This is a genomic window from Pseudomonas sp. PICF141, from assembly GCF_002286815.1.
Lineage (GTDB): Bacteria > Pseudomonadota > Gammaproteobacteria > Pseudomonadales > Pseudomonadaceae > Aquipseudomonas.
The window spans coordinates 247,066-264,608 of the sequence record NZ_MUNM01000040.1; the positions used below are offsets into that span (position 1 = coordinate 247,066).

16 protein-coding genes are annotated in these 17,543 nt (G+C 59.2%); 6 read left to right on the forward strand and 10 right to left on the reverse strand.

Annotation, left to right across the window (positions count from 1 at the left end; genetic code table 11):
• Positions 1-3 precede the first annotated feature (3 nt).
• The 4 genes from BZL43_RS10515 (at position 4) to BZL43_RS10530 (ending at position 6,576) form a co-directional block, all read left to right on the forward strand.
• A complete protein-coding gene (locus BZL43_RS10515) occupies positions 4-1,068 on the forward strand; it encodes an imelysin family protein (RefSeq protein ID WP_095632242.1) in 1,065 nt (354 codons plus the stop codon).
• A gap of 14 nt (positions 1,069-1,082) precedes the next feature.
• Positions 1,083-2,180, forward strand: a complete 1,098-nt coding sequence (locus tag BZL43_RS10520) for a DUF1513 domain-containing protein (protein WP_095632243.1) — start codon at positions 1,083-1,085, stop codon at positions 2,178-2,180.
• A gap of 207 nt (positions 2,181-2,387) precedes the next feature.
• Positions 2,388-3,536, forward strand: coding sequence for an efflux RND transporter periplasmic adaptor subunit (locus tag BZL43_RS10525; protein WP_095632244.1), 1,149 nt, complete (start codon positions 2,388-2,390; stop codon positions 3,534-3,536).
• A gap of 13 nt (positions 3,537-3,549) precedes the next feature.
• The gene (locus tag BZL43_RS10530; RefSeq protein ID WP_095632245.1) at positions 3,550-6,576 is read left to right on the forward strand and encodes a multidrug efflux RND transporter permease subunit; all 3,027 of its coding nucleotides are present in this window, start codon (positions 3,550-3,552) and stop codon (positions 6,574-6,576) included.
• 186 nt (positions 6,577-6,762) lie between these two features.
• On the opposite strand, the gene BZL43_RS10535 is transcribed toward BZL43_RS10530, so the two are convergent.
• The 5 genes from BZL43_RS10535 to colR all read right to left on the reverse strand — a co-directional run bounded on the left by BZL43_RS10535 (position 6,763) and on the right by colR (position 10,469).
• Positions 6,763-6,990: a hypothetical protein gene (locus BZL43_RS10535; protein ID WP_095632246.1), complete on the reverse strand. Its 228-nt coding sequence runs from the start codon at positions 6,988-6,990 to the stop codon at positions 6,763-6,765.
• On the reverse strand, positions 6,990-7,706 hold the full coding sequence (locus tag BZL43_RS10540; RefSeq protein ID WP_095632247.1) for a lipopolysaccharide kinase InaA family protein: 717 nt from the start codon (positions 7,704-7,706) through the stop codon (positions 6,990-6,992). The genes BZL43_RS10535 and BZL43_RS10540 overlap by 1 nt, the downstream gene beginning before the upstream one ends.
• Positions 7,707-7,710: 4 nt before the next feature.
• A complete protein-coding gene (locus tag BZL43_RS10545) occupies positions 7,711-8,379 on the reverse strand; it encodes a class I SAM-dependent methyltransferase (protein WP_095632248.1) in 669 nt (222 codons plus the stop codon).
• 136 nt (positions 8,380-8,515) lie between these two features.
• Positions 8,516-9,796, reverse strand: coding sequence for a HAMP domain-containing sensor histidine kinase (locus tag BZL43_RS10550; RefSeq protein ID WP_095632249.1), 1,281 nt, complete (start codon positions 9,794-9,796; stop codon positions 8,516-8,518).
• Positions 9,786-10,469 carry a two-component system response regulator ColR gene (colR, locus tag BZL43_RS10555; protein ID WP_095632250.1) on the reverse strand — a complete coding sequence of 228 codons (684 nt, stop codon included), beginning with the start codon at positions 10,467-10,469 and terminating at the stop codon, positions 9,786-9,788. The genes BZL43_RS10550 and colR overlap by 11 nt, the downstream gene beginning before the upstream one ends.
• 219 nt (positions 10,470-10,688) lie before the next feature.
• Here colR and BZL43_RS10560 point away from each other — a divergent pair, with 219 nt between their 5' ends.
• Complete coding sequence (locus BZL43_RS10560; protein ID WP_095632251.1) at positions 10,689-11,432, forward strand: phosphatase PAP2 family protein; 744 nt, start codon at positions 10,689-10,691, stop codon at positions 11,430-11,432.
• A gap of 193 nt (positions 11,433-11,625) precedes the next feature.
• Here BZL43_RS10560 and groL read toward each other — a convergent pair whose 3' ends face one another.
• The 4 genes from groL to BZL43_RS10580 all read right to left on the reverse strand — a co-directional run bounded on the left by groL (position 11,626) and on the right by BZL43_RS10580 (position 15,136).
• Positions 11,626-13,269, reverse strand: a complete 1,644-nt coding sequence (groL, locus tag BZL43_RS10565) for a chaperonin GroEL (protein WP_095632252.1) — start codon at positions 13,267-13,269, stop codon at positions 11,626-11,628.
• A 50-nt stretch (positions 13,270-13,319) separates the two neighbouring features.
• Positions 13,320-13,613 (reverse strand): co-chaperone GroES, encoded by a 294-nt coding sequence (locus BZL43_RS10570; protein WP_095632253.1) that lies wholly within the window; start codon positions 13,611-13,613, stop codon positions 13,320-13,322.
• Between the two features lie 248 nt (positions 13,614-13,861).
• Positions 13,862-14,338 (reverse strand): FxsA family protein, encoded by a 477-nt coding sequence (locus tag BZL43_RS10575; protein WP_095632254.1) that lies wholly within the window; start codon positions 14,336-14,338, stop codon positions 13,862-13,864.
• A 66-nt stretch (positions 14,339-14,404) separates the two neighbouring features.
• Positions 14,405-15,136 carry a HugZ family protein gene (locus tag BZL43_RS10580; RefSeq protein ID WP_095632255.1) on the reverse strand — a complete coding sequence of 244 codons (732 nt, stop codon included), beginning with the start codon at positions 15,134-15,136 and terminating at the stop codon, positions 14,405-14,407.
• A 162-nt stretch (positions 15,137-15,298) separates the two neighbouring features.
• Between BZL43_RS10580 and BZL43_RS10585 the strand changes: the two genes are divergently transcribed.
• Positions 15,299-16,057, forward strand: a complete 759-nt coding sequence (locus tag BZL43_RS10585) for an SDR family oxidoreductase (protein ID WP_095632256.1) — start codon at positions 15,299-15,301, stop codon at positions 16,055-16,057.
• Between the two features lie 92 nt (positions 16,058-16,149).
• Here the strand turns inward: BZL43_RS10585 and apbC are convergent, their stop codons facing one another.
• Positions 16,150-17,244: an iron-sulfur cluster carrier protein ApbC gene (gene apbC / locus BZL43_RS10590; RefSeq protein WP_095632257.1), complete on the reverse strand. Its 1,095-nt coding sequence runs from the start codon at positions 17,242-17,244 to the stop codon at positions 16,150-16,152.
• Positions 17,245-17,543 lie beyond the last annotated feature (299 nt).

Sequence of the window (17,543 nt, forward strand, 5' to 3'; positions counted from 1 at the left end):
GACATGTTCCGTCCCAAATTATTGTTCACCAGCCTTGCCGCCCTCGCTCTGGGCGCCTGTTCGCCCCAGGACCCACAAGCGGTCACGTCGGCAGCCATCGCCAAGCAAGTGATCCTGCCGACCTACAGCCGCTGGGTCGAAGCCGACCGTCAATTGGCGGTCAGCGCCCTGGCGTTCTGCCAAGGCAAGGAAAACCTCGAAACCGCCCGCGCCGACTTCCTGCACGCACAAAAAGCCTGGGCCGAGTTGCAACCGCTGTTGATCGGGCCGTTGGCCGAAGGCAACCGTTCGTGGCAGGTGCAGTTCTGGCCGGACAAGAAGAACCTGGTCGGCCGTCAGGTCGAGCAACTGGTGACCGCGCAACCGCAGATCGATGCTGCCGCCCTGACCAAGTCAAGCGTGGTTGTGCAGGGGCTCTCGGCCTACGAATACATCCTGTTCGACAGTAAGATCGACATGGCCGACAGCACGCAGAAAGCCAAATACTGCCCGCTGCTGACCGCCATTGGCGAACGCCAGAAACAACTGGCCGAAGAGATCCTGTCGCGCTGGAACACCAACGACGGCATGCTCGCGCAGATGAGCAAGTTTCCCAACCAGCGCTACGCCGACTCTCACGAAGCGATCGCCGATCTGTTGCGCGTGCAAGTGACGGCGCTGGACTCTTTGAAGAAAAAACTCGGCACGCCGATGGGCCGTCAGAGCAAGGGCACGCCACAGCCATTCCAGGCCGATGCGTGGCGCAGCCAATCGTCGCTGCAGGGCCTGCAAGCCAGCCTGAGTGCGGCGCAAACCGTTTGGGTCGGTGTCGACAACAAAGGCCTGCGCGGCCTGTTGCCGAGCGAGCAGAAACCCTTGGCCGACAAGATCGACGCAGCCTATGCAACGTCCCTGAAACTGTTCGCCAGCAACCAGCGCTCGCTGACCGACATGCTCACCGACGAGGCCGGTCGCCAGCAGCTCAACGCGATCTACGACAGCCTCAATGTTGTGCATCGCCTGCACGAAGGCGAACTGGCCAAGGCGCTGGGCATCCAACTGGGCTTCAACGCCAACGACGGTGACTGATGAGGGCAAGTGCCATGCTGCGACGCCAGGCTCTGACGTTAGGGAGTTTGCTGCTGGGTGCGGTGACACTGGGCGGCTGGACGCTGTTCAAACAAAAGGACAAAAGCCCGCTGCTGCTCTCGGCGCGGGATGACGTTGACGGCAAACACTACGCCGTCGGTTATCGACTGGATGGCACCCGGGTGTTTGCCACCCAGGTCGGCCAGCGTTGCCACGACATCATCAACCACCCGACTCGGCCGATAGCGCTGTTCGTCGCCCGGCGTCCGGGCACCGAGAGTTACCTGATCGACCTGCGCGACGGCACGTTGTTGCAAACCGTGGTTTCGCAGCCGAACCGGCACTTCTACGGGCACGCAGTGATTCACCAGAGCGGCAAATGGTTGTACGCCACCGAGAACGACACCTCCGATCCGGGCCGCGGCCTGCTCGGTGTGTATCAATTCGAAGGTGAGCGACTGGTGCACAGCGGCGAGCTTTCCACCCACGGTGTCGGCCCGCATCAGGTGTCGTGGATGCCCGATGGCGAGACGCTGATTGTGGCCAACGGCGGCATTCGCACCGAGGCCGAAAGCCGGGTCGAGATGAACCTCGACGCGATGGAGCCGAGCCTGGTGTTGATGCAGCGCGATGGCACTTTGTTGAGCAAGGAAACACTGGCTCAGCAGATGAACAGTGTGCGGCACTTGGGCGTTGCCAGTGACGGCACCATTGTCGCCGGTCAGCAATTCATGGGCGCTGCCCACGAGTCGTCGCAGCTGCTGGCGATCAAGCGTCCCGGCCAACCGTTCGTGGCGTTCCCGGTGCCCGAGCATCAGTTGCAGGCCATGGGGCATTACACCGCCAGCGTCGCCGTCCACAGCGAACTGCGTCTGGTCGCCCTGACGGCGCCGCGAGGCAACCGCTTTTTTATCTGGGACCTGGACAGCGGTGACGTGCGCCTGGATGCGCCACTTCCCGACTGCGCCGGCGTCGGAGCCGTGGCCGATGGTTTTGTCGTGACCTCCGGTCAAGGACGCTGCCGATACTACGATTGCCGCCAGACAACCCTTGTTGCAAAACCGCTGGAATTGCCTGCGGGGCTCTGGGACAACCATCTGCATCTGATCTGATCCCACCCGCCCCTTGTAGGAGCGAAGCTTGCTCGCGAAAGCAATATATCAGTCGGTATTTGCGCTGACTGACACACCGCTTTCGCGAGCAAGCTTCGCTCCTACCGGTTTTGTACTCGCTTGTAAAAAGTGGCAGTTGGATTCACTGCCACACTCGGAGTAATGTTCCCGCCTGTCTCATCCGGTTTTCTCCAAGGAAATGGAAATATGCTGCGCCGCCGCATGCTGATCATGTTGGGTATTGTTCTGCTAATCGTGCTGCTGCTGGCCGGTTATAAAGCCTTTTCTATCTACACGATGATGCAAGGCTTTTCCGCGCCGAAACCGCCGATAAGTGTCGCCGTGGCCACCGCCACCGAACGTCCGTGGCAAAGCCGTTTGCCAACGGTCGGCACCCTCACGGCGCTGCAAGGGGTCGACCTGAGTCTGGAGATCGCCGGCACCGTCAAAGAGGTGCAGTTCGAGTCGGGGCAGAAGGTCAAGGCTGGTCAGCCGATCCTGCAACTCGACACCGCTGTTGAAACCGCCCTGCTGGCCACCGCCCAGGCCGACCTGGGACTGGCGCAACTGGATTACGGTCGCGGCAGCCAACTGGTGGGCAGCCAGGCGATTTCCAAAGGCGAGTTCGACCGACTCTCGGCGGTGTTGCAAAAGAGCCGGGCCACGGTCAATCAGCTCAAGGCGGCACTGGAGAGAAAACGCATCCTCGCCCCGTTCAGCGGCACCATCGGCATTCGCCGGGTGGACGTTGGCGACTACGTGGCCAGCGGCACGATGATCGCCACCCTGCAAGACCTCAGCAGCCTCTATGCCGACTTCTTTGTGCCCGAACAATCCGTGCCGAAAATCGCCTTGGGCCAACCCGTACAGGTGACAGTCTCGGCCTATCCGGCACAGAGCTTCCCCGGGACCATCAGTGCGATCAACCCGAAGGTCGAGAGCAGCACCCGCAATGTCCTGGTGCGTGCCACCCTGGCCAACCCCGATGGCAAATTGCTGCCGGGCATGTTCGCCAGCCTGCAGGTACTGTTGCCCGATCCGCAGCCACGCATTGTGGTGCCCGAAAGCGCGATTACCTACACCCTTTATGGCAACTCGCTGTACGTCGTGGCGCAGAAAAAGGCCGAAGACGGCAGCGTCGAAAAAGACGATAAGGGCGAGCCGATCCTGATCGCCGAACGGCGCTTCATCGAAACCGGCGAGCGCCGCGACGGGATGGTCATGATCACCAAAGGCGTGCAGAACGGCGAAAAAGTGGTCACGGCCGGCCAGATCAAACTGGACCACGGCGCGCACATTGCCATCAGCGACGACAAGACCCTAGCCGAGAAGAGCAGTCCGCCGCGCGCTGACTGATCAAGGAATCCACATGGCTTTTACCGATCCGTTCATCCGCCGCCCGGTGCTCGCCACCGTGGTCAGCCTGTTGATTGTGCTGCTGGGCTTCCAGGCCTGGAGCAAGTTGCCGCTGCGCCAATACCCGCAAATGGAAAACGCCCTGATCACGGTGACCACCTCTTACCCCGGGGCCAACGCCGAAACCATCCAGGGCTACATCACCCAACCGATGCAGCAGAGCCTGGCCAGCGCCGAAGGCATCGATTACATGACGTCGGTCAGTCGCCAGAACTTCTCGGTGATTTCGATCTACGCGCGCATCGGTTCCAATAGCGACCGCTTGTTCACCGAACTGCTGGCCAAGGCCAACGAGGTGAAGAACCAGCTGCCCCAGGACGCCGAAGACCCGGTGCTGAGCAAGGAAGCCGCCGACGCTTCGGCACTGATGTACATCAGTTTCTTCAGCGACGAACTGAGTAATCCGCAGATCACCGATTACCTGTCGCGGGTCATCCAGCCGAAACTGGCGACTCTGCCGGGGATGGCCGAAGCCGAGATTCTTGGCAACCAGGTATTCGCCATGCGCCTGTGGCTGGACCCGGTGAAGCTCGCCGGTTACGGCCTGAGTGCCAGCGATGTGACCAACGCCGTGCGCCAGTACAACTTCCTCTCCGCCGCCGGCGAAGTGAAAGGCGAGTATGTGGTCACCAGCATCAACGCCAACACCGAACTCAAATCCGCCGAAGCCTTCGGTGCGATTCCGCTCAAGGTCGATGGCGACAGCCGCGTGCTGTTGCGGGACGTGGCGCGGGTCGAGATGGGCGCGGAAAACTACAACACCATCAGCTCTTTCGGTGGCACGCCGTCGGTGTACATCGGCATCAAGGCCACGCCCGGCGCCAACCCGCTGGATGTGATCAAGGAAGTGCGCAAGATCATGCCGGAGCTGGAAGCCCAGTTGCCGCCGAATCTGAAGGGTGAAATCGCCTACGATGCCACGCTGTTCATTCAGGCCTCCATCGACGAAGTGGTGAAAACCCTGTTCGAAGCGGTCCTGATCGTGATCGTGGTGGTGTTCCTGTTCCTCGGCGCCTTGCGTTCGGTGGTGATCCCGGTGGTCACCATTCCGCTGTCGATGATCGGCGTGATGTTCTTCATGCAGATGATGGGTTACTCGATCAATCTGCTGACGTTACTGGCGATGGTATTGGCCATCGGGCTGGTGGTGGACGATGCCATCGTGGTGGTGGAAAACATCCACCGGCATATCGAAGAAGGCAAGACGCCGCTGGATGCGGCTATCGAAGGTGCCCGGGAAATCGCCATGCCGGTGGTGTCGATGACTATCACCCTGGCGGCGGTCTATGCGCCGATCGGTTTCCTGACCGGCCTGACGGGGGCATTGTTCAAGGAGTTCGCCCTGACCCTGGCCGGGGCGGTGGTGATCTCCGGCGTCGTTGCCCTGACGCTGTCGCCGATGATGTGCGCCCTGCTGCTGCGCCACGATGAAAACCCTACCGGCCTGGCCCATCGCCTGGACGTGATCTTCGAAAGCCTCAAGCGCCGCTATCAGAGCGTGCTTCATGGCACCCTCAATACCCGGCCGGTGGTGCTGGTGTTCGCGCTGATCGTGCTGTGCCTGATTCCGGTGCTGCTGAAATTCACCAAATCGGAGCTGGCGCCGGACGAGGACCAGGGCGTGATCTTCATGATGGCCAGCGCTCCGCAGACGGCCAACCTCGACTACCTGAACACCTACACCGACGAGTTCCTCACGATTTTCAAGGAGTTCCCCGAGTACTACTCCTCGTTCCAGATCAACGGTTTCAACGGCGTGCAATCGGGGATTGGCGGCTTTCTGCTCAAACCCTGGAACGAACGCGAGCGGACCCAAATGCAGATTCTGCCCGAGGTCCAGAGCAAGCTGGAAAGCATCCCCGGGTTACAAATCTTCGGCTTCAACCTGCCCTCCCTGCCGGGCACCGGCGAAGGCTTGCCGTTTCAATTCGTGATCAATTCCGCCAACACTTACGAGTCGTTGCTGGAGGTAATGGACCGGGTGAAAAAAAGAGCGATGGAATCCGGCAAGTTCGCTTTCGTCGATGTTGACCTGGCTTTCGACAAACCCGAAATCGTCGTCGATATCGATCGGGCCAAGGCCGCACAAATGGGCGTGTCCATGCAGGCCCTGGGCGGGACCCTGGCGACGTTATTGGGTGAGGCGGAAATCAACCGTTTCACTATCGAAGGCCGTAGCTACAAAGTCATTGCGCAGGTGGAGCGGCCTTTTCGCGATAACCCCGACTGGCTGAACCACTATTACGTCAAGAACACCCAGGGCGAATTGCTGCCCCTGTCGACCCTGATCACCGTGACCGACCGGGCTCGCCCCCGCCAGTTGAACCAGTTCCAGCAACTCAATTCGGCGATTCTTTCCGGGGTTCCGCTGGTCAGCATGGGTGAAGCCATCGACACCGTGCGCCAGATCGCCCGGGAAGAAGCGCCGGCGGGTTACGCTGTCGACTATGCCGGCGCATCGCGGCAGTACGTTCAGGAAGGCAGCGCGCTGTGGGTCACCTTCGCCTTGGCGCTGGCGATCATCTTTCTGGTGCTGGCCGCTCAGTTCGAAAGTTTCCGCGACCCACTGGTCATTCTGGTCACCGTGCCGCTGTCGATCTGTGGCGCGTTGATCCCGCTGTTCCTTGGCTGGTCGAGCATGAATATTTATACCCAAGTGGGCTTGGTGACCCTGATCGGGCTGATCAGCAAACACGGGATCCTGATCGTCGAGTTCGCCAACCAGTTGCGCAAAGAGAAGGGCCTGTCGCCTCGCGAAGCAGTGGAGGAAGCGGCGGCCATTCGCCTGCGTCCGGTATTGATGACCACGGCGGCGATGGTGTTCGGCATGGTGCCCTTGATCATCGCCACGGGCGCGGGTGCGGTCAGCCGGTTCGACATCGGCACGGTGATCGCCACGGGGATGTCGATCGGGACGCTGTTCACCTTGTTCGTATTGCCGTGCATTTACACATTGCTGGCCAAGCCTGATAAACCTTGACGTCAAAAGATCGCAGCCTTCCAGACGGTGATCGTTCCCACGCTCTGCGTGGGAACGCAGCCCGGGACGCTCCGCGTCCCATCTAGAGGCATTCTCACGCAGAGCGTGGGAACGATCGGCAACCTTGACGTCAAAAAAGCAAAAGGCCTCGCAACTGCGAGGCCTTTTATTTGGGCTTCAATTTGTTCAACTCTGTGGCCTCAGTCCTTGAGAAAGTCCGAACATGAACAGTAACAAGTCATGATCGGGTTGAGTGGCCACGGGTGCTTTGGCAACCCGGGGCAACGGACAATGCGCGTCACTGTGAACGGAGCTGAGGACTTGCGTACGGGGCTGCTCCCATGCCGCCACCGCCAATGAAGCAACTGCCAAGGCTCCGGCTAAAAACAAACCTCGTGCAATTTCGAGTTTCATTAATATAAGCCTTTGATAGCGCTGCCAAACGCCGTCTCATAAAAATAGACGAGTTTTTTCCAGTCCGTATCGCTGAACGACGAGTGGCGGCGCAGCTGTTTCAGGTCATGTGCGGCCGCTTGATGGGGGGTCAAGCGCTGCCGACATTTTTCCAGATCGATCAACGCCACCTCGACCCTGGCTGACTCGCCTTCGCCGGTGACGCGCACGAATACGTGCTTGATGTAGATACAGCTGTGTTGCCAACGGCCCTTGTGCATGCGGGCCAGGTTATCGGCCAAATCCTTCAACACGCGATCGTGCACCGCCTCACCGTAACGCTCGCGACCACCCTCCGCGTACCAGTGTTTGATTTCCCCGAAACCATCCAGGGATTTTGTAACCAGCAAGGCGCGCCATTTGTGCTGGGGATCGCGCTGCGCCCCGCAGAAAACGATTTGCGGAACACGAACGTCGAGTAGACGCAAAGCAATGAGCGCATCGCGCTCGCGTAACACCGTCGGTCGGCCAAACGGGTGGAATGCGCTGCGATAGAGATGCCCGGTTTGACGCTTGATATAGAGCAATTGCCCATCACTGCCCACAACGCGCTGCACGCCACTTTCGCCACCGCGACGGACATTGGGTTCTTCTACCCATTCGCCGCGCAGGTTCCAGAAATAGTCGAAGCGGTCCGGAGAAACCGCTGCCGTCTGTGCGGCACATTGCATTGCCATCTTGTTACCTCTTGCGTAATACGTACACCCGCCACATGGCATAGAACGGTAAAAAATCCAGGTACTCCTGGATCCGAAAACCCGCCTGCTCGAATTCCTTTTCAACCGTGGCGGCCGGTAACACAAATCGATTCTGGTAACCCTCCTGACGACGTCGCTTCTCGGCGCGCTTGCGTTTCCAGGCCTTGAAATTGCCGTCCACCCACAACGAAACAATTACGCTGTCACGGGTGACACGTTCGAATTCGCGCAGGATCGCCAGTCGATGCTCGGCTTCACCGATGTGATGAAGCAAGCGCATGCAGAAAATGCTGTCGACAGCGTTATCGGGCAGGGCAATGTCGAATGCAGAAGTGTGCAAGGGTTGTACCCGTTTCACCACGTCGGCGGGTTGCGCCTGCACGGCCACTTTCAACATGGACTCCGAGTTGTCGGCCCCAATGATGACTCGGTTGTGTTTTTCAGCCAGCAGCGGCCAGAAACGTCCCGCGCCGCACGGCAAATCCAGGACCAACCCAGGTTCACCGGCCAGCGTCAGCGCTTTTCGCGCCAGCTGTTCGTCACGCCAGTGGGACAGCCGGCGGTTAAGTCCCTCCTGATGCTTGCGCAAATATTTCTGTGCGTGCTGATCGTCGTATTTCTCGGAAAAATCGAGTTTGATCGGGCCAGCCATCTGCGGTCTCCTGAACGTCTGATGGCTATCACCTTAGGTAATGCGCTGTCAGCGTCAGGTCATGCGTGTGTGAAAAATTTGTCATGTAAAACCCGGAACTATTTCAGGGTTTTACCAGGCCGAATTTCGTTTCCTGTCAGATCCGGGACGGACTCAAATCCACCTGAAAGCGGCAACCATTGGGTTTCATGTTGGTCAGGCTGACGTTCCAGCCCTGGTTCTCGCAAATCCGTTGCACCAGCGACAACCCTAACCCGAGGCCCTCGCCGCGTTTCTCGTTGCCGCGCACGAAAGGCTCGAACATCGCCTCGCGTTTTTCCTCGGGAATGCCTACGCCGCTGTCCTCGACCACAAATCCCGTGTCTGTCAGGGCGAGGAGGATGTAGCCCTGCTCGGTGTAATGCAGCGCATTCCGCAGCAGGTTGCCCATCACCGCATGCAAAAGGGTGGCGTTGTAGCGGCTGTCCGGTGGATTGTCCGGCTCGAAGTTCAGTGTCAGGCCCTTGGCCTCGATCGGCTCGCGCCATTGAGAAAGTAGTCCGTCAGCCACTTGGCTCAGGGTCTGCTGGGGAGCCATGCTGGCGTCTTCATGTTGAGCGCGGGCCAGCATGAGGAAGGTTTGCACCAGCTCGCGCATTTCGGCACACGCACGGGCAATTCGCTCCACTTGAGCACGGCCGCGCTGATCGATACCGGGGTTTTCCAGCAACAGCTCACAGGAACTGGCCAATACCATCAACGGCGTGCGTAGCTCGTGGCTGACGTCGCTGGTGAACAATCGCTCACGGGTCAATGCTTGACGCAAACGCCCCAGGGTGGCGTCGAAGGCCACGGCCAGTTCACCCACTTCATCGGCGGCATAGTCTGGCGCCAGCGGCGGCGCCAGCCCCAGCAGTTGATCGCGATGACGCACCTGACGGGCCAGTCGCACCACTGGCGCCATAACCTTGCGGGCCAGCACCCAACCCAGAAATACCGCCAATGCCAGGCTCAGAACGAACCCCACCAGCACCACGGCAAACAACACCCGCTCACGCTCTTCGAAATCGCTCTGGTCCTGCATCAGCACGTAGCGCCGGCCATCAACGATTTCTACCATCGCGTGATACGACAGTTGCTCGCGAAAGACTTCATGAAAGCCCGAATCCAGGTGTCGCAAATCCTTGGGTAATTCGAAATCTCCCGGCCCACCGCTGAAATAAAACAGCTGGTCCGGCTCGGGTCGGTGGCTCCAGTCCGACACGCTGTCCATCAGCAACAGGCGCTGCAAATCGCCGCCCAGACCTGCCGAAATCAATTTTTCCTCAACCAGGTGCACGGTCGCCACAATTCCCATGGCAAAGGCTCCCGCCACCAGCGCGCTCATCAACGCAAAAGCAATGATGATCCGTTGCGCAAGGCTCTGCTTAAACTCCATCACGGCCCTCGGCCAAGCGATAACCGACGCCATGCACCGTGTGCAGCAAGGGCTTGTCGAACGGCTTGTCGATTACCTGACGCAGTTGATGGACGTGGCTGCGCAGGCTGTCGCTGTCTGGACAGTCATCGCCCCACAGGGCTTCTTCGAGAACTTCGCGGCGTAACACATGAGGGCTTTTCTGCATCAACACGGCCAGCAACTTCAGGCCCACCGGGTTGAGTTTCAGCAGACGACCTTCGCGCGTCACTTCCAGAGTATCCAGGTCGTAGCTCAGATCACCGACTTGCAAGGCACGGCGACCGCCCCCTTGGGCGCGGCGCATGACCGCCTCGATCCGCGCGGCGAGCTCGGACAGGGCAAAGGGTTTGATCAAATAGTCGTCGGCACCGGACTTGAAGCCTTGCAAACGGTCATCCAGTTGATCGCGGGCAGTGAGCATGATCACTGGCGTATTGCGGCGGGCGTCTTCGCGCAGACGTTTGCACAAGGTGTAGCCGTCGATGCCAGGCAGCATGATATCGAGCACGATCAAATCGTAATGCTCGGTGGCCGCCAGGTGCAGGCCCGACAAACCGTCCTGCGCGCAATCCACGGTGTAACCCTTGAGCCCCAGATAATCAGCCAGATTGGCCAGGATATCGCGGTTGTCTTCAACCAATAGAATTCGCATCGGCACCTCCTCCGTACACAGTAACGGCTGTCTTGGCGCGCAGCTTAATGGCAAGTGTGGCTCCAGGGATAGGGCTGTGTGCGGGGGGCAATCGGACAAAAAAGGCCTTGGGCAGCGTTAACAACTTTTTCACCATCGATTCACAGGCTGACGACAGCGCCCTGGCCAGACTCCTCGCGGTTGCGCTCTTCAGAACCTTTCACTGACCAGGTAATTGCCATGGCTTCGACCGCTGCCCGCCCCATTTCCAGGCCATTGAACGCCTGGCGATACCTGGGAGTGCCCGCCCTTGCGGCGATCATCTTGCTACTGCTTGAGCTGACCTCTCTGGACATGGACCTTGCCAAGCGGTTTTATGACCCGATCGCCGGCGAGTTCATCGGACGGCACAGTTACCTGCTGGAAAACATCCTGCATGACCGGGCCAAGCAAGTGGTCATCGCCTTTTCGGTGTTCGCCATCCTGGGCTTCATCGGCGCCTTTTTTGTGGAGAGGCTCAAACCGTTCAAACGTGAATTGGGGTGCCTGGTGCTGTCTTTGGCACTGGCAACCTCGTTCGTCACGCCGGTCAAAGCCGTGACAGCGGTGCAATGCCCATGGAGCCTGGAGCAATTCGGCGGGCACGAAACCTACAGCGAACTGCTCAGCCCTCGCCCGCCCACCGACAAGCCGGGGCGCTGCTGGCCGGGGGGTCATGCGGCAACCGGTTTCACGCTGTTTGCGTTGTACTTCGTATTGCGCGACCGTCGCCCGCGTCTGGCACGCAAGGCGTTTGTCTTTGCCTTCGCGTTGGGCTCGGTGTTCTCCATCAGCCGGATGATGCAGGGTGCACACTTCTTTTCACACAACGTATGGACAGCGATTTTCTGCTGGCTGATTTGTCTGGGGGCGTATTACTGCATCCTTTATCGACCGGCTTCCAAGCCAGAGCGAGTAGCCAAGGCGGAACCTGTCAACGTCTGATCTGACGCCTTGGCGGGCAAGCCTCGCGCCTACAGGTTCAGGGCGTGCGCGGACATTGCGTCCGACTCAATACCTGTAGGAGCGAGGCTTGCCCGCCAAGGGGCCCTCATGAACAACGCACCTTTCTGACAGGCAATAAAAAACCCCGCCGGCTTAACGCCGGCGGGGTTTTTATGTACGGGTTAAGGCTGGCTTACATCATGCCGCCCATGCCGCCCATACCGCCCATGTCTGGCATGCCGCCGCCAGCTGGTGCGTCTTCCTTGATCTCGGCGATCATGGCTTCGGTGGTGATCATCAGGCTGGCAATCGACGAAGCCGCTTGCAGAGCCGAACGAGTCACTTTAGCCGGGTCCAGGATACCCATTTCGATCATGTCGCCGTATTCGCCGGTCGCAGCGTTATAACCGAAGTTACCCGAACCCTGCTTGACCTTGTCGACGACTACGCTTGGCTCGTCGCCGGAGTTGGCAACGATCTGACGCAGTGGCGCTTCAACAGCGCGACGCAGCAACTGGATGCCAACGTTCTGGTCATCGTTGTCGCCTTTGAGCTCGGAGATAGCCTGCAGAGCGCGAACCAGTGCCACGCCGCCGCCAGGTACCACGCCTTCTTCAACGGCTGCACGGGTAGCGTGCAGGGCGTCTTCAACGCGGGCTTTTTTCTCTTTCATTTCAACTTCGGAACCAGCGCCAACCTTGATCACTGCAACGCCGCCAGACAGCTTGGCCAGACGCTCTTGCAGTTTTTCACGGTCGTAGTCGGACGAAGTATCAGCCACTTGCTGACGGATCTGCAGAACGCGAGCCTGGATGTCAGCCTCAACGCCGGCACCGTCGATCACGGTGGTGTTTTCTTTGGACAGGATCACGCGCTTGGCATTACCCAGGTGTTCCAGGGTAGTGCTTTCCAGGCTCAGACCGATCTCTTCGGAGATCACGGTACCGCCCGTCAGAACAGCGATGTCCTGCAGCATGGCCTTGCGACGGTCGCCGAAGCCTGGCGCCTTGACGGCTGCGACTTTAACGATGCCACGCATGTTGTTCACAACCAGAGTCGCCAGGGCTTCGCCTTCAACGTCTTCGGCAATGATCAGCAGTGGACGGCCGGCTTTGGCAACGGCTTCCAGCACTGGCAGCATTTCGCGGATGTTGGAGATCTTTTTGTCGACCAGCAGGATCAGCGGACCGTCCAGCTCGGCAGTCATGGTCTCTGGCTTGTTGACGAAGTACGGGGACAGGTAGCCACGGTCGAACTGCATGCCTTCAACAACCGACAGTTCGTTTTCCAGGCCCGAGCCTTCTTCAACGGTGATCACGCCTTCTTTACCGACTTTTTCCATGGCTTCGGCAATGATGTCGCCGATGGAGCTGTCGGAGTTGGCCGAGATGGTGCCGACCTGAGCGATGGCCTTGGTGTCAGCGCAAGGCTTGGACAGGGCTTTGAGCTCTTTGACGATCGCGATGGTCGCTTTGTCGATACCGCGCTTGAGGTCCATCGGGTTCATGCCGGCAGCGACGGCCTTCAGGCCTTCGTTGACGATCGACTGAGCCAGAACGGTAGCGGTGGTGGTGCCGTCGCCTGCGTCATCGTTGGCACGGGAGGCAACGTCTTTGACCAGCTGCGCGCCCATGTTTTCGAAGCGATCTTTCAGCTCGATTTCTTTGGCAACGGAAACGCCATCCTTGGTGATGGTCGGAGCGCCGAAGCTCTTCTCGATGATCACGTTACGGCCTTTAGGGCCCAGGGTCGCTTTTACTGCGTCAGCCAGGACGTTGACACCGGCGAGCATTTTCTTGCGGGCGGAATCGCCGAATTTAACTTCTTTAGCAGCCATGATCGATATTCCTTAAATACTTTGTAGTAGCGGGAAAATGAGCGGGGGAATCAGCCTTCGATAACAGCGAGGATTTCGTTCTCGCCGATGACCAGCAGGTCTTCGCCGTCAACTTTCACAGTGTTGCTGCCGGAGTAAGGGCCGAACACAACCTTGTCACCCACTTTCACGGCCAGCGCACGCACTTCACCGTTGTCCAGTGCTTTGCCTGGGCCTACAGCGAGGACTTCACCCTGGTTAGGCTTTTCAGCAGCCGAACCTGGCAGGACGATACCGCCAGCGGTTTTCTTTTCTTCTTCGCTGCGACGGACGACGACGCGGTCATGCAGAGGACGAAGCTTCATTGTCGATCTCTCCTAATTGTGGTTTTCATCGGCCGGTGTAGTCCCGGCGGGTTTAACAAATTCCGGCGGTGCCGGGTGCGGTTCGTCAAGCGAACCGCGGAAGTCTGTCTGGCGCAATTGCCAGAAACCTTGCGGTGACCGTTACATAAGGGCGTACAAGCTGATTTCAAGGGCGGGGAATGAAAAATTTTTATCTCAATGCCCTGAAAATGAACACGGCACCCGAAGGTGCCGTGTCGATGAAAATGTTACTTGGAATCGCGGTGTTCGAACTCGCCTTCAATCACGTTGGGCTCACGACCCAATGGCTGCTGCGGAGCAGGACCGCCCCGTGGCTGAAGATCATCGGCGAACGCACGCTGGCGCATCGCTTGCTCCTCGGCGCGCAAGCGCATTTTATTGGCCAGCAGTCGACGAGATATCGGCAGCAGCATGATCAGTCCCAGCACGTCAGTGACGAAGCCCGGCAGGATCAACAGACCGCCAGCCAGGGCCAGCATCAGGCCTTCGAGCATGGTCTGGGCTGGCAGCTCGCCGCGATTCAGGCTTTCACGGGCACGCAGTGCAGTCGCCAGACCGGCGACACGCAGCACGAACACGCCAAGCATCGAGCCGAGAATGATCAGCAGCAGGGCCGGGAAAAACCCGATCGCCCCGCTGACCTTGACGAATACGAACAGCTCCAACACCGGGAACAGTAAAAAGAGCAACAAAAAAGGGCGCATCAAATGGTTCCTCAACGCAAGAATGCCTTGCCAGTGTTCCTTAGATGACGTCGCCGTTTCGTGAATTCAAGCGTCGGCCACCTCATTTTTCGGCCATTGCTCGGCGTGAGCCAGGAAAACCAAGGCTTCACGGACTTGTGTCGGCGTATTACAGGGCTTTTGAAACGGCAGCCAGTAAAGTCCCTGACCAATGCGCAGGTGCATGCCTTCGGAGTCAATGCCGGCCAATTGCGCCGGAACGGTTTTCGGCAGCCCCGCCAGTTCGACATAGTGCGCAATGGCTTTAGCGTGATCGGCATTCATGTGCTCGACCATACTCACTTCGGCTTTGCCGGCGAACGGGTTGGCAAGGGTCAACTGATCGATCCAGTGGATTGCCCCGAAGCCGCCAATGTAGCGATGGCGTACCTCGTTAAGGACCCAGAAATCGAAATCATGGGCCTGGTGGTAGTTCTGCGAATCGGGGAAATAGCGATAGTAACGTTCGGCAGCCGCCTCGATGGCGGCGGTGTCTTGCAGCTTTTCTGCCTGCGCAAGGTAAGTCAGGCGACCAACGGCTTGTACGTCTTCGGCTTCACGCTCACCCACAAACAGCGAGCATTTCGGATCCTTTTGCAAATTATGGGTGTGCTGAGCGATGCGGCTGATAAGGATCAGCGGCCGGCCCTGCGCGTCCAGGCAGTACGGAACCACGGAGCCAAACGGGAAACCGGGCATCGCTTTGGAGTGCGTCGAGAGCACTGCGCGGTATTCCTTGAGAAGCAATTCTCGGGCATGCTTAGCCACTACAACGCTCAATTTATGACTCCTTATATAGAATCCGTCGAAGAAACGGACAGGCGCCTGGATAAAGTCTCAGCACGCCATAGGGGCAGTTCTCATGTGCAGCCAAGCCATATCAGGCTCAGATCGAGAGGCCTCTCCAAGGAAACCAGTTCGATCTGCCAAGGGGCTATGCGAATGCAACTCACTGACAAAGTAATCATTATCACCGGCGGTTGCCAGGGTTTAGGCCGTTCCATGGCCGAGTATCTCGCCGGCAAAGGCGCGAAGCTGGCGCTGGTGGACTTGAATCAGGAAAAACTCGACGCCACCGTCGCCGCTTGCAAAGCCAAGGGTGTCGAGGCCCGCGCCTACCTGTGCAACGTCGCCGATGAAGAGCAGGTGACCCGTATGGCCGCTCAGGTGGCCGACGATTTCGGCGCAATCCATGGCCTGATCAACAACGCCGGCATTCTGCGCGATGGCCTGCTGCTAAAGGTCAAGGACGGTGAAATGACCAAGATGAGCCTGGCCCAATGGCAGGCAGTCATCGACGTCAACCTGACCGGCGTTTTCCTGTGTACCCGTGAAGTCGCGGCAAAGATGGTCGAGCTGAAAAACAGTGGCGCGATCATTAATATCTCGTCGATTTCGCGCGCAGGCAACATTGGCCAGACCAACTACTCCGCCGCGAAGGCCGGTGTCGCCGCGGCGACCGTGACCTGGGCCAAGGAACTGGCGCGTTACGGCATTCGCGTGGCGGGCATTGCGCCGGGCTTCATCGAAACCGAGATGACCCTGAGCATGAAACCGGAAGCGCTGGAAAAAATGACCTCGGGGATTCCGCTCAAACGCATGGGCAAACCTGAAGAGATTGCCCAGTCAGTGGCCTACATTTTCGAAAACGACTACTACAACGGCCGGATTCTGGAATTGGATGGCGGGTTGCGGATCTAACGCAAGATCACGCTCCTGTAGGAGCCAGGCTTGCCGGCGAAAGCGGGCTTGAGGACGCCTTCGCCGGCAAGCCTGGCTCCTGCACAAACGATTTAATCGTCGCTGACGGTGATGTTCGGCATCGCTGGCGTTGCCGCTTCCTGCAACACAATGCGCGCGCCGACATGGCGGGCCAGTTCCTGGTAAACCATTGCGATCTGGCTGTCCGGCTCGGCGATCACCGTTGGCTTGCCGCCATCGGCCTGTTCGCGGATCAGCATCGACAGCGGCAACGAAGCCAACAGTTCGACACCGTACTGGTTGGCCAGCTTCACACCGCCACCCTCACCGAACAGATGCTCGGCGTGCCCGCAGTTGGAACAGATGTGCACAGCCATGTTTTCCACCACGCCCAGCACCGGAATGTTGACTTTGCGGAACATCTCCACGCCCTTGCGCGCGTCCAGCAATGCCAGATCCTGCGGGGTGGTCACGATCACCGCGCCGGCCACCGGGACTTTCTGCGCCAGGGTCAACTGGATATCGCCGGTGCCTGGCGGCATGTCGATGACCAAGTAATCCAGATCGCCCCAGGCTGTTTGCGTGACCAGTTGCAACAGCGCACCGGACACCATCGGCCCGCGCCAGACCATCGGCGTGTTGTCGTCGGTCAGGAACGCCATGGACATCACTTCGACGCCATGGGCCTCAATCGGAATGAACCACTTCTGATCCTTGACCTGTGGTCGGGTGCCTTCGGGGATGCCGAACATGATGCCCTGGCTCGGACCGTAGATGTCCGCGTCGAGAATCCCGACTTTGGCGCCTTCGCGGGCCAGCGCCAGGGCCAGGTTGGCAGCCGTGGTGGACTTGCCCACACCGCCCTTGCCGGACGCCACGGCCACAACGTTCTTGACGTTGGCCAGCCCCGGAATCTGTGCCTGGGCCTTGTGCGCGGCGATCACACTGGTGATCTCGACGCGGGCGGTGACGACGCCGTCCAGGCCTTCGATGGCCAGTTGCAGCAACTGCGCCCAGCCGCTTTTGAACATACCGGCGGCATAGCCCAGCTCCAGCTGGACGCTGACGCGATCACCCTGGATATCGATGCTGCGCACGCACCCGGCGCTGACCGGGTCCTGGTTCAGGTAAGGATCGGTGTATTGGCGAAGGACGGCTTCCACCGCTGCACGATTGACGGCGCTCATGGGCAACTCCGATAGCAAGACTGGAAAAATCAGGCGGGTATCGTACCTGTTCTCTAGCCTGGACGGCATGCTTTCAGGATGTGACAAATATTCTATGGTCAGACCCCGCCTGTAGCAGCTGGCGAAGCCTGCGTTCGGCTGCGGAGCCGTCGTAAAACCAGACAATAAGGTATTTCAGGTGGGTCGAGGTGGCAGGACGGGCGACGGCTTCGCCGCCGAACGCAGGCTTCGCCAGCTGCTACAAAGGTCCGTGAAGGCTGGCCTTGGGGGTGAAAAATATGCGCCGGCGCTTTATAGTG